This window comes from Isoptericola sp. MSGPD8_1_ISO-PGPR-S23-394 (assembly GCF_058072785.1).
This window is the reverse complement of record NZ_CM176517.1, coordinates 2724731-2749483: the sequence shown is the minus strand read 5'-3', so window position 1 is coordinate 2749483 and position 24753 is coordinate 2724731. Positions and strand designations below refer to the sequence as shown.

General features: G+C 73.3%; 22 protein-coding genes and 2 tRNA genes. 15 read left to right on the top strand and 9 right to left on the bottom strand.

The window, feature by feature from the left end:
* The first annotated feature begins 35 nt into the window (after positions 1 to 35).
* Positions 36 to 3452 (top strand): ATP-dependent helicase, encoded by a 3417-nt coding sequence (locus tag AC3RJ8_RS12670; protein ID WP_489715636.1) that lies wholly within the window; start codon positions 36 to 38, stop codon positions 3450 to 3452.
* Positions 3453 to 3824: 372 nt separating this feature from the next.
* Here AC3RJ8_RS12670 and AC3RJ8_RS12665 read toward each other — a convergent pair whose 3' ends face one another.
* Positions 3825 to 4748, bottom strand: coding sequence for a macrolide 2'-phosphotransferase (locus AC3RJ8_RS12665; RefSeq protein WP_489712960.1), 924 nt, complete (start codon positions 4746 to 4748; stop codon positions 3825 to 3827).
* A gap of 135 nt (positions 4749 to 4883) precedes the next feature.
* On the opposite strand from AC3RJ8_RS12665, the gene nudC reads away from it, so the two are divergent.
* Positions 4884 to 5837, top strand: a complete 954-nt coding sequence (gene nudC / locus AC3RJ8_RS12660; protein WP_489712959.1) for an NAD(+) diphosphatase — start codon at positions 4884 to 4886, stop codon at positions 5835 to 5837.
* 30 nt (positions 5838 to 5867) lie between these two features.
* Here nudC and AC3RJ8_RS12655 read toward each other — a convergent pair whose 3' ends face one another.
* On the bottom strand, positions 5868 to 6134 hold the full coding sequence (locus AC3RJ8_RS12655) for a mycoredoxin (protein WP_489712958.1): 267 nt from the start codon (positions 6132 to 6134) through the stop codon (positions 5868 to 5870).
* A 59-nt stretch (positions 6135 to 6193) separates the two neighbouring features.
* Between AC3RJ8_RS12655 and AC3RJ8_RS12650 the strand changes: the two genes are divergently transcribed.
* The 3 genes from AC3RJ8_RS12650 to AC3RJ8_RS12640 all read left to right on the top strand — a co-directional run bounded on the left by AC3RJ8_RS12650 (position 6194) and on the right by AC3RJ8_RS12640 (position 9085).
* Positions 6194 to 8233: an ATP-dependent helicase gene (locus AC3RJ8_RS12650; RefSeq protein WP_489712957.1), complete on the top strand. Its 2040-nt coding sequence runs from the start codon at positions 6194 to 6196 to the stop codon at positions 8231 to 8233.
* Positions 8234 to 8375: 142 nt separating this feature from the next.
* Positions 8376 to 8546, top strand: coding sequence for a hypothetical protein (locus AC3RJ8_RS12645; protein ID WP_489712956.1), 171 nt, complete (start codon positions 8376 to 8378; stop codon positions 8544 to 8546).
* Positions 8547 to 8713: 167 nt separating this feature from the next.
* Complete coding sequence (locus AC3RJ8_RS12640; RefSeq protein WP_489712955.1) at positions 8714 to 9085, top strand: WhiB family transcriptional regulator; 372 nt, start codon at positions 8714 to 8716, stop codon at positions 9083 to 9085.
* Positions 9086 to 9130: 45 nt separating this feature from the next.
* Here the strand turns inward: AC3RJ8_RS12640 and AC3RJ8_RS12635 are convergent, their stop codons facing one another.
* A complete protein-coding gene (locus tag AC3RJ8_RS12635) occupies positions 9131 to 10186 on the bottom strand; it encodes a ThiF family adenylyltransferase (RefSeq protein ID WP_489712954.1) in 1056 nt (351 codons plus the stop codon).
* Between the two features lie 116 nt (positions 10187 to 10302).
* On the opposite strand from AC3RJ8_RS12635, the gene AC3RJ8_RS12630 reads away from it, so the two are divergent.
* Positions 10303 to 10851, top strand: a complete 549-nt coding sequence (locus AC3RJ8_RS12630) for a M48 metallopeptidase family protein (protein WP_489712953.1) — start codon at positions 10303 to 10305, stop codon at positions 10849 to 10851.
* Positions 10852 to 10861: 10 nt separating this feature from the next.
* Here AC3RJ8_RS12630 and AC3RJ8_RS12625 read toward each other — a convergent pair whose 3' ends face one another.
* Complete coding sequence (locus AC3RJ8_RS12625) at positions 10862 to 12280, bottom strand: zinc-dependent metalloprotease (RefSeq protein ID WP_489712952.1); 1419 nt, start codon at positions 12278 to 12280, stop codon at positions 10862 to 10864.
* 127 nt (positions 12281 to 12407) lie between these two features.
* On the opposite strand from AC3RJ8_RS12625, the gene AC3RJ8_RS12620 reads away from it, so the two are divergent.
* From AC3RJ8_RS12620 to AC3RJ8_RS12595, 6 genes are all read left to right on the top strand, one after another.
* Entirely contained in the window at positions 12408 to 13589 is a 1182-nt protein-coding gene (locus AC3RJ8_RS12620; RefSeq protein WP_489712951.1) for a YlbL family protein, read from the top strand.
* A 144-nt stretch (positions 13590 to 13733) separates the two neighbouring features.
* Entirely contained in the window at positions 13734 to 16769 is a 3036-nt protein-coding gene (locus AC3RJ8_RS12615; protein WP_489712950.1) for a UPF0182 family membrane protein, read from the top strand.
* 101 nt (positions 16770 to 16870) lie between these two features.
* Positions 16871 to 16947 (top strand) — tRNA-Met (locus AC3RJ8_RS12610).
* A gap of 127 nt (positions 16948 to 17074) precedes the next feature.
* Positions 17075 to 17151 (top strand) — tRNA-Met (locus AC3RJ8_RS12605).
* Positions 17152 to 17449: 298 nt separating this feature from the next.
* Positions 17450 to 17719, top strand: a complete 270-nt coding sequence (locus AC3RJ8_RS12600; protein ID WP_489712949.1) for a DUF7218 family protein — start codon at positions 17450 to 17452, stop codon at positions 17717 to 17719.
* Positions 17720 to 17837: 118 nt separating this feature from the next.
* A complete protein-coding gene (locus tag AC3RJ8_RS12595; protein ID WP_489712948.1) occupies positions 17838 to 18338 on the top strand; it encodes a dsRBD fold-containing protein in 501 nt (166 codons plus the stop codon).
* Positions 18339 to 18352: 14 nt separating this feature from the next.
* Here AC3RJ8_RS12595 and AC3RJ8_RS12590 read toward each other — a convergent pair whose 3' ends face one another.
* Both AC3RJ8_RS12590 and AC3RJ8_RS12585 read right to left on the bottom strand, forming a co-directional pair.
* Positions 18353 to 19588, bottom strand: a complete 1236-nt coding sequence (locus tag AC3RJ8_RS12590; protein WP_489712947.1) for an RNA polymerase sigma factor — start codon at positions 19586 to 19588, stop codon at positions 18353 to 18355.
* Positions 19585 to 19971 carry a YciI family protein gene (locus AC3RJ8_RS12585; RefSeq protein ID WP_489712946.1) on the bottom strand — a complete coding sequence of 129 codons (387 nt, stop codon included), beginning with the start codon at positions 19969 to 19971 and terminating at the stop codon, positions 19585 to 19587. Before AC3RJ8_RS12585 ends, AC3RJ8_RS12590 begins: the two co-directional genes overlap by 4 nt.
* A gap of 184 nt (positions 19972 to 20155) precedes the next feature.
* Here AC3RJ8_RS12585 and AC3RJ8_RS12580 point away from each other — a divergent pair, with 184 nt between their 5' ends.
* Genes AC3RJ8_RS12580 through AC3RJ8_RS12570 form a run of 3 tightly spaced genes read left to right on the top strand, consistent with a single transcriptional unit; the run spans position 20156 to position 22657 of the window.
* Positions 20156 to 21028 carry an ABC transporter substrate-binding protein gene (locus AC3RJ8_RS12580; protein ID WP_489712945.1) on the top strand — a complete coding sequence of 291 codons (873 nt, stop codon included), beginning with the start codon at positions 20156 to 20158 and terminating at the stop codon, positions 21026 to 21028.
* A gap of 4 nt (positions 21029 to 21032) precedes the next feature.
* Entirely contained in the window at positions 21033 to 21902 is an 870-nt protein-coding gene (locus AC3RJ8_RS12575) for an ABC transporter permease subunit (RefSeq protein WP_489712944.1), read from the top strand.
* Positions 21899 to 22657 carry an amino acid ABC transporter ATP-binding protein gene (locus AC3RJ8_RS12570; protein ID WP_489712943.1) on the top strand — a complete coding sequence of 253 codons (759 nt, stop codon included), beginning with the start codon at positions 21899 to 21901 and terminating at the stop codon, positions 22655 to 22657. Before AC3RJ8_RS12575 ends, AC3RJ8_RS12570 begins: the two co-directional genes overlap by 4 nt.
* A gap of 6 nt (positions 22658 to 22663) precedes the next feature.
* Here AC3RJ8_RS12570 and AC3RJ8_RS12565 read toward each other — a convergent pair whose 3' ends face one another.
* The 3 genes from AC3RJ8_RS12565 to AC3RJ8_RS12555 form a co-directional block, all read right to left on the bottom strand.
* Positions 22664 to 23044 (bottom strand): universal stress protein, encoded by a 381-nt coding sequence (locus AC3RJ8_RS12565; RefSeq protein ID WP_489712942.1) that lies wholly within the window; start codon positions 23042 to 23044, stop codon positions 22664 to 22666.
* Positions 23045 to 23057: 13 nt separating this feature from the next.
* The gene (locus tag AC3RJ8_RS12560; RefSeq protein WP_489712941.1) at positions 23058 to 24182 is read right to left on the bottom strand and encodes a calcium/sodium antiporter; all 1125 of its coding nucleotides are present in this window, start codon (positions 24180 to 24182) and stop codon (positions 23058 to 23060) included.
* A gap of 97 nt (positions 24183 to 24279) precedes the next feature.
* The gene (locus AC3RJ8_RS12555; RefSeq protein WP_489712940.1) at positions 24280 to 24732 is read right to left on the bottom strand and encodes a SufE family protein; all 453 of its coding nucleotides are present in this window, start codon (positions 24730 to 24732) and stop codon (positions 24280 to 24282) included.
* Positions 24733 to 24753 lie beyond the last annotated feature (21 nt).

Genomic DNA, 24753 nt, shown 5'->3' with positions numbered 1-24753 from the left:
GCGAGCGGCGCAGCGCCGAGCTCGGGTTCCCGGAGCTGGACGACCCGGCGGGCGACGGGGCGCACGGGGCCGGTGCCGTCGTCCCCCGGCTGTCGGCCCGCGACATCGCGGAGCTGCTCGGCCGTCCGGCGCCGACCGACGAGCAGGTCGCCGTCATCGAGGCGCCGCTCGAGCCGGTGCTCGTCGTCGCCGGAGCTGGCTCGGGCAAGACCGAGACGATGGCCGCGCGCGTCGTCTGGCTCCTCGCGAACGACCTCGTCGAGCCCGAGGAGGTCCTCGGCCTGACGTTCACGCGCAAGGCCGCCGGCGAGCTGTCGACCCGGGTGCAGTCGCGGCTCGGGCAGCTCGCCCGTGCCCGCGGACGGTCGGCCGCGGACCTCGACCTGCTGGCGCGTCCCACGATCGCCACGTACAACGCCTACGCGGCGTCGCTCGTCGCGGACCACGGCCTCCGGCTCGGGGTCGAGCCCGGCTCGCGGCTCCTGGGCGGGGCCAACCAGTGGCAGCTCGCCGCCGAGGTCGTCGAGTCCTGGGACGGGGACCTGGGGACGGACAAGGCCGTGAGCACCGTCGTCGGCGCGGTCCTGTCGTTGTCAGGCGCGCTGGGGGAGCACCTGCTCGACGTCGACGCCGCCCGTGACGCCCTGGACGACCTGGTCGAGCGCCTCGACACGCTGCCCCTCGGGCCGAAGCAGCGCTCCCGCACCAAGGACGTCGACCAGCTCGTCGGCTCCGTCGCCGCGCGCTCCCGGCTCCTCGACCTGGTGGCCGAGTACCGACGGCGCAAGCGACACACCGACTCCCTCGACTTCGGCGACCAGGTCGCGCTCGCCGCCGAGCTCGCCCGGACGGTGCCCGCGGTCGGCGCCGCGGAGCGCGCCAGGTACCGGGTGGTCCTGCTCGACGAGTACCAGGACACGTCCTTCGCCCAGGTGGAGCTCCTGGCCGGGCTGTTCCGCGACGGGCACGCCGTCACCGCCGTCGGCGACCCGCACCAGTCGATCTACGGCTGGCGGGGAGCGTCGGCCTCCGGGCTGTCCCGCTTCCCCGAGCGCTTCCGGCACGCCGACGGTGCCGCCGCGTCGGTGCGCTACCTCAGCACGTCGTGGCGCAACGACGCCGCCGTGCTCGCCGCGGCCAACGTCGCCTCGGGCCCCCTGCGGGAGGCGCCGGGTGCGACCGCGGTGCCGGTGCCGCCGCTCGACCTGCGTCCCGGCGCCGGGGCAGGCTCCGTCGCGGCGCACGTCGCGGCCACGCTCGAGGAGGAGGCCGAGGCGGTGGCGGACTTCGTCGCCGCCCGGTGGCGGCGTGCCTCGCGCCCGGACGCGTCCGACCGGGTGACGGCGGCCGTGCTGTGCCGGGCACGCTCGCAGTTCGCCGCCCTGGAGACGGCGTTGCGCCGCCGCGGGCTGCCGGTGGAGGTCGTCGGTCTCGGTGGCCTGCTCACCACGCCCGAGGTGGTGGACGTCGTGGCGCTGCTCGAGGCCGTGCACGACCCGTCCCGCGGCGACTCGCTGCTGCGGCTGCTCACCGGGCCGCGGGTCAACCTGGGTGCCGCCGACCTGCACGCTCTCGGCTCCTGGGCCGCCGACCTCGCCCGGCGGGACGCGCCCCGCAGCGCCCGCCGGTCGGGCACCGGCACGGCCGACGACGACGGGCCGGCGGTCGTCGAGGGCGACGTCGTCGACCACCGTTCGGTCGTCGACGCGCTCGACGACCTCCCCGCACCGGGCCAGGCCGCCACGGACGGTCGCGTCCTGACCTCCGAGGGACACACGCGGCTCACGGCCCTGGCACGACTCCTGCGCGAGCTGCGCTCGCTCACCTACCTCTCGCTGCCCGAGCTCGTCGTCACCGCCGAGCGCGCCCTCGGGCTCGACGTCGAGGTCGCGACCGCGGAGTCGCTCGCGCTCGCCGTCGGGTCGGGCCCGGACGGGATGGCGGCCGCCGAGCGCATCAGCCGCCGTGGGCGCGAGCACCTCGACGCGTTCCGCGACGTGGCCGCGAGCTTCGCGCAGTCGGCGGACGTGGCGACGCTCGGCGCGTTCCTCGCCTGGTTGGGCGTGGCCGACGACCAGGAGCGGGGGCTCGACATGCCCGTCCGGGAACCCGACCCCGACGCCGTCCAGGTCATCACCGCGCACGCCGCCAAGGGGCTGGAGTGGGACGTCGTCGCCGTGCCCGGCCTCGTCGACGGGATCTTCCCGACCGAGGCCGAGTCGTCGAAGGGACGGACGAGCAGCGGATGGCTCACCGGGCTGGGGGAGCTGCCGTACCACCTGCGGGGCGACGCCGGCGACCTGCCGCGCTTCCGGTTCGACCTCGCGACGGACACCAAGGACCTCCTCACCCGGCGTGACGAGTTCCGGCTCGACTGCGGAGGGCATCAGCTCGCGGAGGAACGGCGCCTGGCCTACGTCGCGTTCACCCGCTCCCGCCGCGAGCTCTTCTGCACCGCCCACTGGTGGGGGACCGGCAGCCGGCCGCGGCGCGTCTCGCCGTTCCTCGTCGAGCTCGCGGAGGCCGGGATCGTCCAGGCCGAGGGCTGGGAACCCGCCCCGGACGCGGCAGCGTCCAACCCCCGCGACGAGATCGAACGGACCGACGTGTGGCCCGCCGCGGTCGAACGGCCCGACGACGCCTCGGCAGCGACCGCCACCGACCGCGCCGACACCCCTCGCGTGCTGCTGCGCGCCACCGCGGCCCGGGTGGCGGACGCGTCCGACGCGGTTCCCCGGGAGGGCGTGCTGCTCGACCGGGCCGGGCACGACCTCGTCCAGCTCACGGAGATCCTGCTCGCCGAACGGGCCGAGCGGGTCGAACCGTCCGTGGAGATGCCGGCGCACGTCTCGGCGTCGGGGCTGGTGCGACTGGCCCGTGACCGGGAGGAGTTCGCTCGTCAGCTGCGCCGCCCCGTGCCGAACGAACCGACCGTGCACGCACGTCGGGGCACGCTGTTCCACGCCTGGGTCGAGCAGTTCTACTCCTCGGCCTCCCTCCTGGACGTCGAGGACCTGCCGGGTGCGGACGAGCCCGACGTCGCGACCGACCTGGCGCTGGACGACCTGCGCACCCGCTTCGAGCAGACACCCTGGGCGAGGCTGACACCGGTCGCCGTCGAGCAGGACGTCGAGACACCCGTCGCCGGCGTCATGGTGCGCTCACGCATGGACGCGGTATTCCTCGACCCCGACGCGCCGCCGCCGGACCCGAGCGAACCGCACGACGTCGTCGTCGTGGACTGGAAGACCGGCCGCGAACCACGCGACCCCGCCGACCGGGCCCAGCGCGAGGTGCAGCTCGCCGCCTACCGGTTGGCCTGGGCGCGGTGGACCGGTCTGCCCGTGGAGAAGGTCAGCGCGGCGTTCGTGTACGTGGCGTCCGGCACCACGGTGCGGCCCGCCGAGCTGCTCGACGAGGACGGGCTGGAGGCCCTGGTGCGCGGGGCATAGGTCTGCGCTGCACCTCCGCCTCAGGCGGTGCCGTTCCGCCCGAGGCGACGGCTCCGCTGCGCGCGAGTGCCTCGTTCCTCGGCCCTCACGCTGCGCTGCACCTCCGCCTCAGGCGGTGCCGTTCCGCCCGAGGCGACGGCTCCGCTGCGCGCGAGTGCCTCGTTCCTCGGCCCTCACGCTGCGCTGCACCTCCGCCTCAGGCGGTGCCGTTCCGCCCGAGGCGACGGCTCCGCTGCGCGCGAGTGCCTCGTTCCTCGGCCCTCACGCTGCGCTGCACCTCCGCCTCAGGCGGTGCCGTTCCGCCCGAGGCGACGGCTCCGCTGCGCGCGAGTGCCTCGTTCCTCGGCCCTCACGCTGCGCTGCACCTCCGCCTCAGGCGGGGGTGTCCTCGCGGGTGGCCTCGTCCAGGTCCGCCAGCATCGACTCGGCGTCGGCGACGACGTCGGGCAGCCCGCGGCGCACGCCGTGCATGAGCCATCGCGCGAGCGCCAGCTCGCTCACCAGCAGCGCGCGGTCGACGAGGCGCGGGTCGGTGAGCTCGGTGCGCCGCAGCTGGTAGGCCTCCATGATCGCGTCGACGCAGTCCGGCGGGGCGGCGGCGAGCAGCCACGCGAGGTCGTCGGCCGGGTCGGCGACCCGTGCGTCCGACCATCCGCTGACGCTCGTGACCCGCTGACCGGTGACCAGCACCTGGTCGGGCGCGAGGTCTCCGTGCACGACGACCGGCTGGAACCGCCACAGGCCCACGTCCTCCAGCGCCGTCTCCCACCGACGCAGCAGGTCGCCGGGGACCCGGCGCGTCGCCGCGGCCTCGTCGAGCTCCACCAGCCGGCGCTCGCGGTACTCCGCCGAGGTGTACGACGGCAGCCCGCAGGCCTCGACGACCGCGGTCGGCAGCTCGTGCACCGCGGCGAGGGTCCGGCCCAGGTCGGCGGCCAGGCCCGGACCGGGGCGCAGCGTCGAGATGTCCAGCGGCGCACCACCCAGCCGCTGGTGGACGACGGCGCGTCCGCCCTCTGGCAGCAGCGCCGAGCCGGCGACGTGCGGCACGGCGAACGGCAGCACCCCGGCGTCGACGTACAGGTGGAGCGACTCGAGCAGCTCGATCTCCGCCTCGAGGGCAGCCCCCGCCAGGGTGGTCGCCGGGGCACGGACCATCCACTCGTCCCCGGACCCGGTCGTCACCACCGCGACGTCGTAGTCGCCGGGCACGTCCTCGCGCCGCACGGTCCGGGCGTCGAGACCGGGCACGGCGGCCGTCGACAACGCGGCGAGGGCGAGCGGGCTGCGGGGCACAGGCCCACCGTAGTGCGGCTGCTGGCCTGTGCCCCGCTGCGTCGCCGGGCGTGTCCCGCCGGCCGGCGTGTCCGACGCCACGGAGCAGTCGGTGGGTCTTCATGTTCTCGGGACGGGGTGACGTAGCGTCGTGGCGTGCACCCTCTCGAGCTCCCGTTCTCCCGCGCCGGCCACGACCGGGCAGCGCACCGCCGCACCGAGCCGGACCTCGTCGGGCGGCTGCGCGCAGCCCCGAGCACCCGTGTGCTGGCGCTGCAGGGTGGCCGGCTCGCCGTCGTCGGGCAGGAGTTCCCGCGCGCGACCCTGCTGCCGCCGACCGCCCTCCTCGACGCGCCGGCCGAGGCGTCCTGGGCGTTCCTCGGTGAGGCGGACGGGACGGCCTATCTCTCGGTCGTCCTGCCCGACGGCGACGAGACGCTGCCTCCGGGCGCCGAGGCCTGGGCGGGTCTGCGACAGATCGTCCTCGGGCAGTCCGTGGCGCTGGCGGCGGCGGAGCCGGACGTCGTGCTGGTGCACGGGCTCTCGGTCGCGGCCGTCGCGCTGGCGGGGTGGCACTCCACCCACCGCCGCTGCGGGCGCTGCGGCGAGCCGACCGCCGTCGTCCAGGCCGGGTGGGCACGCCACTGCCCCGTCGACGAGCGCGAGACCTATCCCCGCACCGACCCGGCGGTGATCATGGCGGTCGTGGACGACGCGGACCGGATCCTCCTGGGGCACGCCGCGACCTGGCCCGCGGGGCGGTTCTCGACGCTGGCCGGGTTCGTCGAGGCCGGCGAGGCGCTGGAGGACACCGTCCGCCGGGAGGTGGCGGAGGAGACGGGGGTCGTCGTCGGCACGACACCTGGCGACGTGGTCTACCGGGGCAGCCAGGCGTGGCCGTTCCCGGCCTCGCTCATGCTCGGGTTCCGGGCACGGGCGGTCGCGACGGCGGTGCAGACCGACGACGAGGAGGTGACGGACGCCCGCTGGTTCACCCGGGACGAGCTGGCGGCGGCCGCGGCCTCCGGCGAGGTCGGTCTGCCCGGCCGGCACTCGATCGCCCGCGCGCTGATCGAGGAGTGGTTCGGCAGGGAGCTTCCCGCGCGGTAGCGACGCCGCCGCGGCGGGCCGCCGCGGGACTCAGCGGGCGAGCGCTGCCTGGACCTCTGCCAGCGAGGGGTTGGTCGCCGCGGAACCGTCCGGGTAGACGACGGTCGGCACGGTCTGGTTGCCGCCGTTGACCTGTTCGACGTACTCCGCCGTCTCCGGGTGCTCCTCGATGTCGATCACCGTGTACCCGATGCCGGCGGAGTCGAGCTGCGTGCGCAGCCGGCGGCAGTACCCGCACCACGCGGTCGAGTACATGGTGACGGTGCCGAGGTCGGGCAGGGCGGGGCGGGCGGTCATCGGGTCCTCCTGTGGATGGGGCGGAGCGGTGTGGGCGACGCCTGCGACAATCGCAGACGATGTCAGCTCTGACCAACTCCCCGGGCGCCCCGCTTCATCCCGACGCGATCCTCGACGCACTCGATCCGGAGCAGCGTGAGGTCGCGCTCGCCCTGGCCGGACCGGTCTGCGTGCTGGCCGGCGCCGGGACCGGCAAGACGCGGGCGATCACGCACCGCATCGCCTACGGGGTCCGTACGGGTGCCTACCCGCCGACGTCGGTGCTCGCCGTCACGTTCACCGCGCGCGCCGCGGGGGAGATGCGGACGCGCCTGCGCGAGCTCGGCGTCGCCGGTGTCCAGGCCCGGACCTTCCACGCCGCGGCGCTGCGCCAGCTGGGCTACTTCTGGCCGCGGATCGTGGGCGGGGCACCGCCGCAGATCCTCGAGCACAAGGCGCCGGCCGTGGCCGAGGCGGCGCGCCGGATCGGGGCGAGCGTCGACCGCGTGGCCGTGCGCGACCTGGCCAGCGAGGTCGAGTGGGCCAAGGTCTCCCTCGTCACGGCCGAGGACTACGTCAAGGCGGCCGCGGCCGACGACCGGCCCGCGCCGTCGGGCTACGACCACCAGACCGTGGCCCGGCTGGTCGCCGCCTACGAGGACGTCAAGACCGAGCGTGGCGTCATCGACTTCGAGGACGTGCTGCTGATGCTCGCCGACATGCTGGGTTCGCACCCGCACGTCGCCGACCAGGTGCGCTCGCAGTACCGGCACTTCGTGGTCGACGAGTTCCAGGACGTCTCGCCGCTGCAGCAGTTCCTGCTCGACCAGTGGCTGGGCGGCCGCAAGGAGCTCTGCGTCGTGGGCGACCCGTCCCAGACGATCTACTCGTTCACCGGAGCGACGCCGCACTACCTGCTGGACTTCACCCGGACGTACCGCGAGGCCCACGTCGTGCGGCTCGTCCGCGACTACCGGTCGACGCCGCAGGTGGTGCACCTCGCCAACGACGTCCTGCGGCGTGGCCGCGTGACCGGCGCCCTCGAGCTGCTGGCGCAGCGCCCGGCCGGTCCGCCGGTGGGCTTCACGACCTACGACGACGACGAGTCGGAGGCGACCGGCATCGCGGCCCGTGCCGCGCGGCTCGTCGCCGACGGTGTGCGAGCCAGCGAGATCGCGGTGCTGTACCGCACGAACGCGCAGTCGGCGGCGTTCGAGTCCGCGTTGTCCGACGCCGGGGTCAGCTATCAGGTGCGTGGTGGGGCACGGTTCTTCCAGCGCAAGGACGTGCGCGACGCCGTCGTGCTCCTGCGCGGCGCCGCACGATCGGCGGACCCGGACCAGCCGATGCCGGAGCAGGTGCGCGACGTGCTCCTCTCCGCCGGCTGGTCCGAGAAGTCGCCGGCGGCGCGGGGCGCGACCCGTGAGCGCTGGGAGGCGATGCAGGCTCTGGTCGGGCTGGCCGACGACCTCGCGGCAGCGGCGCCGGAGGACGCGCCCGCCACACTGCAGAACCTGGTGGACGAGCTCGCCGAGCGTGCCGCCGCCCAGCACGCCCCGACGGTCGACGGCGTGACGCTGGCCTCGCTGCACGCGGCGAAGGGGCTCGAGTGGGACGCCGTGTTCCTCGCCGGCATGAGCGAGGGGCTGATGCCGATCTCTCTCGCCGAGACGGACGAGGGTGTCGCCGAGGAACGCCGCTTGCTCTACGTGGGCGTCACGAGAGCGCGCGAGCACCTGGACATCTCCTACGCGCGCTCCCGGAACCCCGGTGGGCGGGCGACCCGCAAGCGGACCCGGTTCCTCGACGGGATCTGGCCCGACGACGGTCGCGGCGGCGGTCGCACGCGTCCGTCGAAGGGGCAGGCACGCGCACGGCTGACCGGGCAGGCCGACGTGCAGCTCTTCGACGCGCTGCGTGAGTGGCGGCTGTCCGTGGCCCGGGAGACCGACAAGCCGGCCTACACGGTGCTCGGGGACGCGACCCTGGCCGCGATCGCGGAGCTGCGGCCGACGTCGACCTCCCAGCTCGCCCGGATCAACGGCATCGGGCCGGCCAAGATCGACCGCTACGGACCCACCCTGATCGCGCTCGTGGAGAGCGCTCCGGCGGGCGCCTGAGAGGGCTCGGACAAGTCGTCAGAAAAAACTTCGGAAAAAGATGTGGCAGGTCCGACCGAGCCGTCTATGCTCGTCATGACCGAGTTGGAGCGGTGCCTGCCGAGAGGCAGGGACCCGAGATGACGGAGGAGGTGCGCACAAGATGGACATCATCACCCAGCAGATGATGGGCGGCAAGCACATCGCGGCGGGGGAGAACTCTGCCCTCAGCACGTGCACGCCAGCCTTCCGTTTCCGTACGCGTCTCGGCGCTGGGGCAGCCCTCGTCGATCTCGCACCCGACTCCGTTCCCTGGAGAACACCGGTCCTCTGACCGATTCAGGCCGCGGAGTCCACCGGGACCCGCGGCCTTCGTCTTCTCCTCACCCGGAGAGCGGCCTACTTCGGCCGGACGATCCGGCTCTCTGTCAACCAGAGAGCCGTCCGCAGGTCCTGAACACCGACGTTCACACCACACTCAGGACCTGACGGAGGAACATCGTGCGTCTCGCACAGCTGTTGGACGAGCGGCTGCTCGACGCTGCCCCCGCCGGTGGCACCAGTCGCTGGACCCCTCATCAACCGGTGGCGCAGACCCCCGAGGAAGCCGCCGAGCTCGAACGGCAGTTCGCGGCTCTCCTGCCCTGCCGCACCAACGACCCCGAGCTCTGGTTCGCCGAGCACACCGACGAGGTGGAACGGGCGAAGGCGCTCTGCCGCGTCTGCCCGTTGCAGTCCGGCTGCCTGGCCGGTGCCCTCGAGCGTTCCGAGCCGTGGGGAGTCTGGGGCGGCGAGGTGTTCGTCGACGGCGTCGTCGTCGCTCGCAAGCGGGGTCGTGGCCGTCCCCGCAAGACGGACCAGGCCGCGGCCTGACCATCGATCGATGCCCCGTGAGGCAGGACCTCGCGGGGCATCGCCCTATCCCGGCGGCGTCGTGCAGGCGCAGTCGGGATGCACCGGCACGGAGCGCACGCGCGGGAGTCCCTCCGGCAGAGCGACCTCCAGCACGGCACCGGCTGCGGCGGGCCGGGCGCCGTCGAGATGGGCCAGCACCTGCCCGGCCGCCAGCGCGGCGGCCGTCGTGGACAGCACTGTCTCCTGGCCGGTCACCCCGGGCGCGTCGACGAGCTGGTCGGCCAGTGCCGGCCACCGCTCGTCGACGTCCTTGGCGTGCAGGTACCAGCAGGCCGTGCAGGCCGTGGTCCCCGGCAGGACGAAGGGACCCAGCGTCACGTCGGCCTCCCCGACCACCACGGGCAGGTGCGGGACGCCGGAGCTCATCAGCAGCGTGAACACCTCCGGCCGGGCGATCCGGTCGCGGACCACGACGACGACGTCGGGAGGCGCGTCGTCGTGCCAGGTGCGGGCCAGGGCCGTGCGCGGGTACCTGGCGCCCAGCCGTTCGCGCAGCCGTCCCGCGCGCCGGTGGCCGACGTCGGTCTGCTCGTAGGAGCCAGTGCCGAGGTCGCTGAGCCGGACCGGTGCGTCGTCGTCGATCAGCAGCGTGCCGACGCCCGCCGTGGCGAGGTGGGCGGCGAGCAACGCACCGATGCGGCCGAGCCCGCTGACCCCGACGCCCCGCAGCGCCCTCCGGGCGAGCGTGACCATCCCGGCACCGTCGGGCAGCAGCGCGCCGAGCGCCGGAGCGTCCGCGGACCCGCCGGCGGTGGCGAGCACATCGGGCGCGCGCCGGGCGGTGGGCACCAGGAAGCCGCAGCCGGCCAGCAGGGAGCGGATCTCCTCGCGCCGTTCCTCGTCGACGTGGAAGCGTGCCGCCGTCCGGTCGAGCGAGGCGTGCGGCGTCCCGGCGGCTGCCGACAGCCATCGGGTCTCGGCCTCCTCAAGCCCGGACACGACCAGCGCCCAGCGCGGGTCGGTGCCGAGCTGGACCTCTCCCGGACCGCGCTCGAGCACCGGCGCGCCGGGGCGCAGCCTGAGACCGTCGTGGTGCCGGGTGCCGGAGGGGGACGTCATGACGGCACGATGACACGGCCTCGGCCCTCCCTGCCGGGCACTTCCACAGGCTGTGGAGGGGCGGTGCGGGTGTGTCCGGTCACACCGACTTGACGCGATCCCGGTATGGTCATGGTGTGGCCCGCGACACGTTGACGTCCGTCGAGGTCCGGCGGAGCCGTCGTCGGACTGCGACGGTCAGTGCCTTCCGCGACGGCGACCGCACTGTCGTGGCCATCCCCGCGCGCTTCTCACCGGCCCAGGAGCGGGAGTGGGTCGAGAAGATGGTCGCGCGGCTGGAGGACAAGGAACGCCGCCGCCGGCCCTCCGACGCCGAGCTCGTGGAGCGGGCGCGCGAGCTGTCGGTCAAGTACCTGGACGGCCGGGCCCGGGCGACGAGCGTGCGCTGGGTGACGAACCAGGAACGCCGCTGGGGCTCGTGCACCCTCGTGGACGGCTCGATCCGGCTGTCCACCCGGTTGCAGGGCATGCCCGAGTGGGTGATCGACTACGTGCTGCTGCACGAGCTCGCGCACCTGCTGCACGCCGGGCACGGGCCGGACTTCTGGCGGCTGCTCGAGAGCTATCCGCGCACCGAGCGCGCCCGGGGGTTCCTCGAGGGTGTGGCGTTCACCAGCGACGGGTCACGGGACGACGACGCGGACTCCGGGTCCTCGGCCTCCTGAGCTCGCCTCGTCACCGTTCGTCCGTGCCGGAGTCCTCCGAGAAGATCTGGGCGAGCGCCTCGTCGACGTCGGACTGCTGGTCCGCCTGTGCCGCGCGGCGTGCCGCGTAGCCCGTCGGGTCGTCCAGGTCCTCGGTGCCGGGCAGCAGGTCGGGGTGGTCCCAGACGGCGTCGCGCGTCTCCGGCCCGCCGGTGGCGAGCAGGTGGGCGAACAGGGCCGCTGCGTCGCGGGACCGGCGCGGTCGCAGCTCGAGGCCGACGAGGGACTTGAAGGTGTGCTCGGCGGGTCCGCCGGCCGCGCGCCGTCGGCGGATCATCTCCCGCAGCGGCACCGAGTGCGGCAGGTGCGGCAGCGACGCGGCCGCCGCGACCTCGGAGACCCAGCCCTCGACGAGAGCCAGCGCCGTCTCCAGGCGCAGGAGCGTCGCCTGCTGCTCCGGGGTGTTGTGCAGGCCGAAGACGTCGCCGGACAGGGCGCCGCGCAGCGACTCCGGGTCGGACATGTCGATGTCGCGGACCTGCGACTCGAGCGCGTCGAGGTCGATCGTGATCCCGCGCGCGTACTGCTCGACGAGCGCGTGCAGGTGCGCCGGCAGCCAGGGCACGTGTACGAAGAGCCGTGCGTGGGCGGCCTCGCGCACGGCCATGTAGAGCTGCACCTCGTCGAACGGCGAGTCGAGGCCCTCGGCGAACGCCCGCACGTTGGTGGGCACGAGCACGGTGGCCGGCTCGCTCAGCAGGGGGACGCCGACGTCCGTGGCGCCGAAGACCTCCCGGGACAGGGTGCCCGCGGCCTGGCCGACCTGCATGCCGTAGACGGCCGAGCCGAGGCTGCGCATCATCGTGGCCGGGTCCAGGTTGCTCAGGCTGCCGCCGGGGAACACCGGCATGCCGGGCATCCCGGGCAGCTCGAGCCCCGCAGCGGCGTCGTCGCCGAGCTGGTCGCCGAGGACGGTGGCCAGGGCCTCGGCCGCCGAGGACGCCACGGGGGCCACGAGCCGCTGCCAGGCGGGAAGGGTGGCCTCGACCCACTCGCTGCGGCTCCACGCACGGGCCGGGCCCCCCGACGGCGGGAGGTCGGTCGCGGCGTCGAGCCACAGCTCGGCGACGCTCAGCGCCTCCTGGGCCGAGCGGGCCTGGGCCGCGGTCAACGACGGGTCGCCCTCGGCGACCGCCACCTGACGGGCGAGGTCGTGCGCCACCTCCGCGTTGACGGGGCCGTCTCCGGAGGTGAACAGACGCTGGAGCTGGTTCATCAGGTGCTGCATCGTGGCGGGGTCCGGGGCGGCGCCGCCGAGCAGCGCGGCCGGGTCGAGGCCCTGGGACCGCATCTGGTCGAGCACCTCGTCGGTCCGGTCGCCGAAGATGCCGTGCAGGGCGTCGCGCAGGGCGCGCTCGCGCTCGTCGGGGTCGTCGGGCAGGTCGCTCATCGCAGTCCTCGGCTCCTTCCGGTACGGCGTGTGCCGCACGTTCACGGTATCCGTGTCCGACGACGGCGCGGCGGCCATGGTTCCGCCGTTCGCTCACGGCGCACGGCGGATCGGCGATGATGGGGTCGTGAGCTTCGACCGCAGCCCTCGACCCGCCGAGCTGTTCGGGCGCGCCCCGGCGCACCCGGCACCCGGTGACCCCCGCGGCGCCGACGGCGGGCCCCCGTGGTCCCGGCAGCCCCGGGCGGGCCGGCGGTCGGTGACGCTCGTCGTGTCGATGCTGGTGACCGCGGTCCTCGCCGCGGTGCTGATGGTCCTGCCCACGCCATACGCCGTCCGCACGCCGGGACCGACGGAGGACACGCTCGGCGTGCAGGACCAGGGGGCCGGGCAGAGTGCCGGCGAGCTGCCGCTCATCGAGATCTCCGGTGCCGAGACGTATCCCGCGTCGGGTGAGCTCCGCCTGACGACGGTGTCCGTGTACGGCGGCCCGGGGGGCGACGTGCTCGTCGGGGACGTGCTGCGGGGCTGGACGTCGCGGGAGCGGTCCGTGCAGCCGGTCGAGCTGATCTTCCCCGAGCCGGTCACGCAGGAGGAGCAGCAGGAGCAGGGGCAGGCGCAGATGATCAGCTCCCAGGAGTCGGCGACCGTCGCGGCCCTCACCGAGCTCGGCTACGAGGTGCCCACCACGATGACCGTGGTCGCCGCCGCCGAGGGCACCGGTGCGGACGGCGCGGTCGAGCCGGACGACGTGATCGTGTCGCTGGACGGCGAACCGTTGGAGAGCTACCCCGAGCTGCTCGCGGTGCTCGACGGCGTCACGCCGGGGGACGACGTCGTCCTCGGCGTCGAGCGCGACGGCGAGCCGCTGGACTTGACCATCACGACGGGCGAGGGCGACGGCCGAGCGCTGCTCGGGGTCCTCATCGACCCGGTGTACGACTTCCCGGTCGACGTGACGATCCAGATCGAGGACATCGGCGGGCCCAGCGCCGGGACCATGTTCGCCCTGGGGATCATCGACCTAATGACCCCGCAGGACGAGCTCGACGGGGCCTCGGTGGCCGGCACGGGGACCATGGACGTCGACGGCCGCGTGGGGCCCATCGGCGGCATCGGGCAGAAGATGTACGGCGCTCTGCGCGACGGTGCGCAGTGGTTCCTGGCGCCGTCGGAGAACTGCGCCGAGGTGGCCGGCAACGAGCCCGAGGGCCTCGAGGTGGTGTCCGTGAGCACGCTGTCCGAGGCGCGCGCCGCCATGGAGGCCATCGGGGCGGGGGAGGGGGCGGACCTGCCCCGCTGCTCCTGAAGCGGGATCGTGACCGCTTCGTGAGGGACCCGGTGCCCCTCTGTGCGGGAATCGTGGGAACCTGGGGAGACGCAGGAACGTTGTCCTGACGTCCCCGCGTGCCTGCACGTGTCCCGTCCCGAGCACGAATGAGGTGCCCGCACCGTGTCCTTCGCCCCACCCCGTCGACCGGACGGACCGCCACCAGCGAGGCGTCGGAGCCCGCTGCTGATCACGGTCGTCGTCCTGGCGGCCCTGGTCGCCGCCCTCATCTTCCTGGCGACCTTCTGGACCGAGGTCCTGTGGTTCACGCAGGTCGGCTACGCCAACGTCATCTGGACGCAGTGGATCGCCCGCGCCGTGCTGTTCGTGGTCGCGTTCCTCGTCATGGGCGCGGCGGTGTACAGCTCGTTCGCCGTCGGCTACCGGTCGCGACCGGTCTACGCGCCGTCGACGCCGGAGCAGGCGACGCTCGACCAGTACCGCGAGGCCGTCGAACCGCTGCGCAAGATCGTCACCTACGCCGGTCCCGTGCTCATCGGCTTCTTCGCCGGCGTGGCGGCCTCGTCGCAGTGGCGCACCGTGATGCTGGCCCTCAACGGGCAGTCGTTCGGCGAGGCAGATCCGGAGTTCGGCATCGACATCGGCTTCTACGTCTTCACGCTGCCGGTCATCCGCTTCGCGGTCAGCTTCCTCATGGCGGTCGTGGTCATCTCCGCCATCGCGGCCGTGGTGACCCACTACCTCTACGGCGGCCTGCGGATCGGTGCGCTGCCGGCCGGGATGTCGCGCACGACGACGGCGGCCCGCGTCCACCTCGCCGTCCTCGGCGCGGTGCTGATGCTGCTGATCGCGGCCAACTACTGGCTCGACCGCTACAGCATCCTGACGAACTCGAACGAGCGCTACGACGGTGCCTCCTACACGGACGTGCACGCCGTGATCCCCTCCAAGGAGATCCTCATGGGCGTGGCGGTGCTGGTGGCCGCGCTGTTCGTGGTGGCCGCGTTCCGCGACACGTGGCGGCTCCCGGCCATCGGCGTGGGTCTCATGGTCGTCTCCGCGATCGCGATCGGTGGCATCTACCCGTCGATCGTCCAGCGCTTCCAGGTGGACCCGAACGCGCAGTCGCTCGAGGCCCCGTACATCCAGCGCAACATCGACGCGACGCGCGACGCGTTCGAGATCGCCGACGTCCAGTCGCAGCCGTACGAGGCGACGACCGAGGCCACCGAGGGCCAGCTGCGTGACGACGCTGAGACGACCGCCTCGGTGCGGCTGCTCGACCCGCAGGTGGTCAGCCCGTCGTTCCGCCAGCTCCAGCAGAACAAGCAGTTCTACAACTTCACCGACAACCTGTCGGTGGACCGCTACGAGATCGACGGGGAGTCGCGCGACACGGTGATCGCGGTGCGGGAGCTGAACCTCGACGGCCTGGCCTCCCGCAACTGGACCACGGACCACACCATCTACACGCACGGCTTCGGCGTGGTGGCGGCCTACGGCAACCAGCCGGGGCCGGACGGCCAGCCGGCGTTCTTCGAGGGCGGCATCCCCACCCAGGGCGCGCTGACCGACATGTTCTCCGGCGGGTACGAGCCCCGGATCTACTTCAGCCCGGAGGCGCCGGAGTACTCCATCGTGGGCGCTCCGGATGGCCAGGAGCCCTGGGAGCTCGACTACCAGGCCGACGACGAGGGTGGCCAGCAGGTGCTCACGGAGTTCCCGACGGACGAGCGGTCCGCGGGCCCGGAGATCGGCACGTTCGTGGAGAAGCTGCTCTACGCCCTGAAGTTCGGCGACGAGCAGATCTTCTTCTCGGAGCGTGTGACCGAGGAGTCACAGATCCTCTACGACCGTGACCCGCAGGACCGCGTGGCCAAGGTCGCGCCGTGGCTCACGCTCGACAACAAGGTGTACCCCGCCGTCGTGGACGGTCGCGTCAAGTGGGTCGTCGACGCGTACACGACCACCGACGCCTACCCGTACTCGACGGCCACGCCGATGCAGGAGGCGACCACCGACTCCCTGACGCTCGCCGCCCAGGGGGTCCCGGTCGACCTGCCGCCCGAGGTCAACTACATCCGCAACTCGGTGAAGGCGACCGTCGACGCGTACGACGGCACGGTGACGCTCTACGCGTGGGACACCGAGGACCCGCTGCTGCAGGCCTGGAGCCAGGTCTTCCCCGACTCGCTCGAGCCGATCGAGGAGATCTCGGGCGACCTGATGTCGCACGTGCGCTACCCGGAGGACCTGTTCAAGGTGCAGCGCACGCTGCTCGAGCGCTACCACGTCACGGACGCGGTGGGGCTGTTCTCGGGTTCGGACGAGTGGGTGACCCCGGAGGACCCGGTCGCGACGTCCGAGGCGGCGGCGTCCAAGCAGCCGCCGTACTACCTGACGCTGCAGATGCCGGAGCAGGAGGACTCGTCCTTCTCGCTGACGAGCACGTTCATCCCGGGCGGCAACACCGACCGGGAGATCCTGACGGGCTATCTCGCCGCTGACGCGGATGCCGGGACGGAGGGCGGTCAGGTCGCCGAGGGCTACGGCACGTTGCGCCTGCTGGAGCTGCCACGTGACTCCACGGTGCCCGGTCCGGGGCAGGTGCAGAACAACTTCAACTCCAACCCGACCATCTCCGAACAGCTCAACATCCTGGGCCGCGGGGACTCCGTGGTGGTGCGTGGCAACCAGCTGACGCTGCCGGTCGGCGGCGGGTTGCTGTACGTGCAGCCGGTCTACATCCAGTCGGCGGAGGGGACCCAGTTCCCGCTGCTGCGTCGTGTGCTGGTGGCCTTCGGCGACCAGACAGGGTACGCGGAGACGCTGGACGACGCGTTGGACCAGGTGTTCGGCGGTGACTCCGGCGCTCAGGCCGGGGACGCCGACGAGGCGGAGACGGAGGTTCCCACGGACGTCCCGACCGACGAGGTGGTGGACCCCGCGGCGGAGCCCACGGCCGAGCCGGACCCGGCCGAGACCACCGAGCCGGCCGAGCCGACGGAGGAACCTGCGGCTCCCACCGGCGACGCGCAGGCTCGCCTCAACGCCGCGTTGGCCGATGCCAACCAGGCGCTCACGGACAGCCAGGAGGCGCTGCAGAGCGGCGACTGGACGGCCTACGGCGAGGCGCAGGAGCGGCTCCAGACGGCGCTGGAGCAGGCGCTCGCCGCCGAGGGGGAGCTCGAGGGCTGACGACCCCTCCGGGCGGATGGGACGCCGTTGTGACGTGCGTCCCATCCGCCCGGATCGGTTGGACTTCGACCGAATCCATGACGTAATGTTGCAGACATCGCCGCGGGGTGGAGCAGTTCGGTAGCTCGCTGGGCTCATAACCCAGAGGTCGCAGGTTCAAATCCTGCCCCCGCTACCACGGAGAATCGCGCAGGCGGTTCTCGTCGAAAGGCCCTCGGGATTCCCGGGGGCCTTTCGCTGTGTCCGGCGTCTCCTCTGCCGGTTGGCGTCGAGAGCGGCGCATGTCGTAGTGTTCACCAGGTCGCCGCGGGGTGGAGCAGTTCGGTAGCTCGCTGGGCTCATAACCCAGAGGTCGCAGGTTCAAATCCTGCCCCCGCTACCACGGAGAACCGCGCAGGCGGTTCTCGTCGAGAGGCCCTCGGGATTCCCGGGGGCCTCTCGACGTCTACCGGGGGTGTGCTGCTCCCAGAGTGCGGCCCGGCCTCCCGGCATCCGCCGCTGCGCGCGAGAGTGGCGGCACGGAGCGCGGCCGGCGGCCGCGTTCTCCGCGGCGCTGGCCCCGGAGATCGAAGCTCTGGGCGTCGCCGGGCTCGGGATGCGACCGCCGCAGGCCCGGGGTGACCATGATGACGAGGTGCCGTCGTCGGACGGCGCACCACCGATGCGAAGGGAGTCATCCGATGCCGCAGCGAGACCCGGGCCCCAGCGTCAAGGACGACGAGCTCTACGAGAAGCTCCGGGACGAGGGCAACAGCAAGGAGAAGGCGGCGCGCATCGCGAACGCGTCGGCGAACCAGGGGCGCAGCGAGGTGGGTTCCCGCGGCGGCAGCTCCGGGTCCTACGAGGACTGGACGGTCGACGACCTGCACGAGCGTGCCGCGGAGATCGGGATCGAGGGCCGCTCGAAGATGACCAAGGACGAGCTGATCGAGGCGCTGCGCTCGCACTGACCTGTCCCTTGCCGGGCGCCCTCGCCGTCGCGCGGCCGGAGCGTGCCGGCACGCGAGTTCCTGCGTGCAGGCGCACCATGGAGGAGCACCAGTGCTGCGAGGCGACGGAGGGAACATCATGAGGGCGTCGGTGGGCGACAGGATCGTGACGGCCGCCGGAGTGGTCGGTGGGGCGGTGCGCGACGGCGTCGTCGTGGAGTGCCCGCACGGCGACGGGTCCCCGCCGTTCCGGGTGCGCTGGTCGGACACCGGCGAGGACACGCTGGTCTTCCCCGGCCCGGACTCCCTCGTGCAGCCGGCCGACGAGGCCGGCACGGGAGAGGCCGACGCCCGCCCGGCACGCGCGGTGACGTGGCAGGTGCAGGTGATGCTCGTCGAGGCCGCCGGCAGCACGACGGCGGAGGCCGTGCTGGTGGCGGGCCCTCCTGAGCACGCCGACGTCGGGGCTCTGCGGGCGGTGGGCCATGCCCGCAAGGACCCGCACGACGCCGAGGTGCCCGTCATCGGCGACGAGGTGGCGGCGGGCCGTGCGTTGCGGCGGCTGGCGGACGCGCTGCTCGGCCAGGCGGAGTCGGACATCGCGGCGGCGACGGGCCACGAGGGCCACGTGCACACCTGAGTCGTACCGCAGGCTCAGGCGAGCGCGTCCCTTCGCTGCTCGAGGTGTGCACGCTCGGCCCCGTTCTCGCAGAGGGCACAGGCGGCGTCGTAGGCGTCGCGCGCCTCGTCGTTGCGTCCCGCTCGGACCAGCAGCTCGGCACGGACGGCGGGAAGCCGGTGGCCGCGCAGCACGACGCCGGCCAGTGCGTCCAGCCCGGCCTCCGCACCGTGCACCTCGCTGACCGCGACGGCCCGGTTGAGCCGCACGACGGGGTTGCCTGTCAGCTCGACGAGCTCGTCGTAGCGGGCGAGGATCCGGTCCCAGGCCGTCGCCGACGAGTGCGGGGCGATGGCGTGCTCGGCGGCGATCAGGGCCTGCAGCAGGTAGGGCGTGGCGGGGGCCGTGGCGAGCGGTTGCAGCAGACCCAGCGCCTCGGTGATCTCGTCGGCATGCCAGCGGCTGCGCTCCTGCTCGGCGAGGAGCACCGGCAGGCCGTCTGCGCTGCGAGCGTCGCGGCGGGAGTGCTGCAGCAGCATGAGGGCCAGCAGCGCGTCGAGCTCGCGTCGCTCCGCCGTGGGCGGCAGGACGTCACGCAGCACGCGGACCAGGCGGATCGCCTCGCCCGCCAGATCGACCCGGACGACGGCGTCGCCGGAGCCGGGCGCGTACCCGGCGGTGAAGGCCAGGTAGGCGATGTCGGCGACGACGGCGGTGCGCGCGGTCAGCGCCTCGCCCCGGGGGACCTCGAACCGCTCGCCGGCGATCTGCTTGCGCGCACGGGTCAGTCGTGCGGCCATGGTGGACGTCGACTGCAGGAAGAGCCGGGCGACGTCCTGGGTGGGGACGCCCAGCACGAGCCGGAGGGTCAGGGCGGCGGCCGCCTCGCGGGAGAGCCGGGGGTGTGCGCAGAGCAGCACGAGCCGGAGACGTTCGTCGACCACCTCCTCGCCGGCGTCGGCCATGACCCGCTGGGCTCGTGCTGTCAGCTCGGCCTCGACGGCGAGGCGCGGCATGGACCGGGCCAGAGCCTGCTCGGACCGCAGCCGGTCGATCGCCCGCCTGCGGGCCGCGGTGAGCAGCCACGCCGGCGGGTTGGACGGCACGCCGCTTGCCGGCCACGTGCGGGCGGCCGCCTCGAAGGCGTCGGCGAGCGCCTCCTCGGCGATGTCGAGGCTGCGCAGCTGCGCGACGAGCAGGGCCAGCAGCCGGCCCCACTCGTCGCGCAGCGCGCTCGCCAGACGCTCGGCGACGTCGTCGGTGGACGTCACGCCCCCGCGTCACCCGAGTGGTCGACGACCTGGCGGACCTCGACGACGTCCTGCGTGCCCGGGATGGTGGTGCCGGCGAGGACGCCGCAGACCTGCAGCAGGTCGTCGAGGTCGTCGGACTCGACGGTGTAGAAGCCGGAGACGTGCTCGGCGGCCTCGGCGTACGGGCCGTCGGTCACGGAGATGATTCCGGCGGCGTCCTTGCGGACCGTCTTCGCGGTGTGCGCGGGCATGAGCTCTTCGCCGCCGGTGATCCGGTGGCCGCGTTCGGCCATGAGCCGCGCGAACGTCTCGTGGAGGCCGACGACGGCGGCCTGCTGCTCGGCGGTGGCGTTCTCCCAGGAGTCGTCGCTGCCGGGAAGCAGCACGGTGTAGGTGGTCATGGTGACTATCGTCCTTCCTGCGGGGTGCACTGACATCTTGATGACGGACGAGGACCGCCCCGATCGACATCGTCCGGCACTGTGACGAGGCGCACGGCCGCGAGGGATGTCAGCGGTACCGTGACGTGTTGTGATGCATCAGGTAGTGCGACCCCGTGCCGCTCCGTGACCTGGAGGATCTCCTGTGCGACCCCGTCCTGTGCTCGCCCTAGCGTTCGCCCCCGTCGTCGCCCTCGGCCTGGTCGCGTGCGGCTCCGACGGCTCACCCGCGGAACCCGCGACGTCGGCTGGTACCGAGGCGTCCGCCGGAACCGCCGACTGCGACGCCGCCGAGCTGCCGACCTTGACCGAGGGCACCCTCACCGTCGGCGCCTCCGAGCCGTTCGAACCCTGGTACGTCGGCGACCCGTCGAGCGGCGAGGGCTTCGAGTCCGCCCTCGTGTACGAGGTGGCGGACCGCCTGGGCTACGAGCCCGAGGACGTCGAGTGGACGTCGGTCACCTTCGAGCAGATCGTCTCCCCGGCGATCAAGCCGTTCGACGTCGCCGCCTACCAGACGACGATCACCGACGAGCGCGCGGAGGCGGTGGACTTCTCGAGCCCGTACCTGACCAGCCGCCAGGGCGTGATCGTCGCCGACGACGGCGATTTCGCGGACGCGACGGGCCTCGCGGACCTGACCGGGTCCAAGGTGGGCGTGACCGCGTCGCAGACCTCCCTGGACGCCGCCGAGCAGGCCTGGGGCGAGGACGTCGAGGTGGTGCCGTTCAACGGTGCGGGTGACGGGATGACGGCCCTCACCTCGGGCACGGTCGACGCGATGGTGATGGACGTCGACCAGGGGGTCGCCGCCTCCACGGTGTACTTCCCGGACACCACGGTCATCGGCACGCTGCCGGACCCCGGTGAGCCCGAGCAGCTCGGTCTCGTCCTCGACAAGGACTCGGCGCTCACCACCTGCGTCTCGGCGGCCGTCGAGGAGCTGGAGGCCGACGGCACGCTCGAGGAGCTGCGCACCACCTGGCTCGCCTCCGACGACATCGAGCAGCTCTCCTGACCTCGTGACGGACTGGCAGCCCTCGGCGCACGCACGCGAGCGGGACGCCTTTCGCCGGACCCAGCGGCGCAGGGCGCTCGCCGTCGCGACCGTGGCGACCGCCGTCGTCGTCGTCGCGGTCGGGTACGTGGTGGCGACCGCACCGGGCTGGGAGCGCGCACGCGAGGCGTTCTTCTCCCCGGAGCGGGCCGTCGAGGTCCTGCCCGAGGTGGCCGAGGGCCTGTGGCTCAACCTGCGGGTCTGGGTCGTGGCCTCGGTGGTCGGGCTCGTCGTCGGCCTGCTGCTCGCGGTGGTGCGCACCTCCCGGCTCCCGGCGCTCTTCCCGCTGCGCGTGCTGACGGTGGTCTACGTGGACGTGTTCCGCGGCGTGCCAGTGCTGCTGGTCCTGCTGCTCGCCGGCTTCGGCCTGCCGGCGCTGCGTCTGGAGTGGTTGCCGGTGAGCGCGGCGTTCCTCGGCGGGCTGGCGATCGTGCTGACCTACACGGCGTACCTGGCGGAGATCTTCCGCGCCGGGATCGAGTCCGTCCACCCCTCGCAGGTCGCGGCGGCCCGGTCGCTCGGGCTGTCCCGCGGTCAGACGGTGCGCCGGGTCGTCCTGCCGCAGGCGGTCCGCAACGTCGCGGCCCCGACGGCGAGCATGCTCGTCTCCCTGCAGAAGGACTCCGGACTGATCTCGATCCTGGGAGCCGTGGACGCGATCCGTGCGGCGCAGATCGCCACGACCGGCGACTACAACTTCACGCCCTACGTGGTCGCGGGCGTGCTGTTCCTGCTGCTGTCCATCCCGCTGACGCGTCTGGTGGACGCCTGGTCCGCACGGCAGGGCTGGCGCGGCCGGCTGCGCGGCGTGAGCGGTGGCGGGGTGATCCGATGAGCGCCGGCCCGCTGCTGTCGTTGCGCGGCGTGCGCAAGACCTACCCGGGTGCCGGTCGTCGAGCACCGCAGAAGGTGGTGCTCGACGGTGTCGACCTGGACGTCACCGAGCACGAGTGCGTGGTGCTCGTCGGCTCCTCCGGGTCGGGCAAGTCGACGCTGCTGCGGGTGATCGACCTGCTCGAGGAGGTCGACGACGGGCAGGTCCTGCTCGACGGGGTCGACGTGGCGGACCCGTGGGTGGACGCCGACGCCGCCCGGGCCCGCATGGCGATGGTGTTCCAGCAGTACAACCTGTTCCCGCACCTGCGCGTCCTCGACAACGTCACGCTCGCCCTGCGGCTGGTCCACGGCCGTGGCCGCGCCGCGGCGTCGGAGGCGGGCCGGGCGATGCTGGCCAAGGTGGGCCTGGCCCACAAGGCGCAGGCCTTCCCGGACGAGCTGTCCGGGGGAGAGCAGCAGCGGGCGGCGATCGCCCGGGCGCTGGTCAGCGGTCCGGAGCTGCTGCTCCTGGACGAGGTCACCTCGGCCCTGGACCCGGAGCTGGTGGGCGAGGTGCTGGACCTGCTCGTCGCGCTGCGCGACGAGGGCACCACGATGGTGGTCGCCACCCACGAGATGGGCTTCGCGCGGGAGGTGGCCGACGAGGTGGTGTTCCTGCACGACGGACGCGTGCACGAGCGGGGAGCGCCCGCGCAGGTGCTCGACGACCCGCAGCGGGACCGGACGCGCGAGTTCCTGCGCCGGCTGCGCTGAAGCCGGTCAGACGCCGTAGGCGTCCTTGACGACGAGGACGGGCACGGGGGAGTCGAGCAGGACGCGCTGCGTGGTGGTGCCCATGAGGAACGTCCCCTGGCTGGACCGCTTGCGCGAGCCGACGACGACGAGCGTCGCGCCGGTGGCCTCGGCCGCGTCGAGGATGGCGTCGGCCGGTTCGGTGTGCTCGTCGCGGGAGGTCACGACCGGAGCGGTGCCGGCCGTGCCCAGCAGGTCCGTCAGCTCGCGTGGTGCCGGGGCGTCGGCGGGCTGAGGGTCGAGGACGAGCACGTGCAGGGGCAGGTCGCGGCGCTCGGCCTCCACCAGCGCCGTGCGGACTGCCGCCTCGCCGTGCGGGGAGACGTTGTAGGCCACGAGCACCGTCATGGGGTCAACTCTGTCACACCTGTCGTCGCCCGCGGCGCAGCCCGAGCTCGTAGGCCGCCAGGGCGACCAGCCACACCGCGGTGACCGGCAGCACGAACCAGAGCATCGTGGTGCTGAAGGGCTGCAGCGCGGCGTGCTCGGTGGCGGCCAGCAGGACGAAGGCGACGTAGGCGAGGTAGAGCGCGACGAGCAGCGCACCCTCCCAGCGCTTGATCACCTGCCCGGTGAACGCCACGGGCAGCAGGGCCAGCGCGACGGCGACCATGAGCGGCAGGTCGAAGTGCACGGCGGCCGGGTCCACGCCGATCCCGTCGGGGGCGATCACCGCCGTCAGCCCCAGCACCGCGCCGATGTTGAAGATGTTGCTGCCGACGATGTTGCCCACGGCGAGGTCGCCCTCGCCCCGCCGGACGGCGATGACGCTCGTGGCGAGCTCGGGCAGGGAGGTGCCGACCGCGACGACCGTCAGGCCGATCACCAGGTCGCTCACGCCGAACGTGGAGGCGATCTGGGTGGCGCTGCGGACCAGGAGCTGGGCACCGCCGACCAGCAGGGCCACGCCGACTGCCACCAGGACCACGTCGACCAGGACGGATCGTGCGCGTGTCGACCGCAGGCGGCTCGGTGCGCCCGGGCCACCGGTGGCGGCGTCGGTCGACGCGGCCGGCGCTGGTCGGTCGGTGTGCGCGCGTCGTGAGCGCAGCACCGTGACGACGACATAGGCGGCCAGCAGGGCGAGCAGCACGACGCCGTCGACGGTGCTGATGGTCCTGTCGAGCGCGAGCAGGAGCGTGAGGACCGACAGGGCGATCATCACGGGGATGTCCGTGCGCACCACGCGGGAGGTGACGGCCAACGGGACCACGAGGGCGGACAGGCCCAGCACCAGCAGGACGTTGGCGATGTTGCTGCCGACGACGTTGCCGACGGCCAGGCCGGGCGACCCGGACAGGGCGGCCCCCGCGCTGACGGCCAGCTCCGGGCTCGACGTGGCGAAAGAGACCACGGTCAGTCCGACGACCAGGGCGGACATGCCCATGGTCCGCGCCAGGGACGCCGCGCCGCGGACCAGGGCCTCCCCGCCGCCGACGAGCAGCACGAACCCGGCGAGGAGGAGCAGGACGCTCGAGAGGCTCACGCGCCCAGCGTACGGGCGCGTGAGCCTCTCGGTGACTCCCCACGGCTCTCCGCGGCTGCCGGCGACTCGCCGCGGCGGAGCCGGTGGTCGGTCCGGGTCAGGCCGCCGCGAGCTGGTCGACGACCTGGCGCTTGGCGCGGGTCAGCATCCCGGCCATGCCGTTGAGCCGCAGGGCGCTGACCGCCCGTGTCAGGCCGAGCTGCAGGGGGAACTCCTCCGGGACGTCGAGCACCTGCTGCGAGGTCAGGCCCGACAGCCCCTGGGCGAGGATCGACGCGAAGCCCCGGGTGGTGGGAGCCTCGGGCGGGGCCGAGGCGTAGAAGTGCACCACGCCGTCGTCGACCTCGGCGAACGCCCGGACGGGCGACTGGCACTCCTCGACCTTCTCCAGCAGTCCCGGCGCCAGGGCGTAGCGCTCCGGCAGGTCGGGCAGCTCGCGCGAGAACTCGAGCAGCAGCTGGAGCCGGTCGGGCTCGGTCAGCGCCAGGAAGTCGTCACGGATCTCGGCCAGCGAGGCGGGCAGCTCGGCGGTCGTGGCGTCGTCGGTCATGGCACCAGTCTCTCAGGCGGC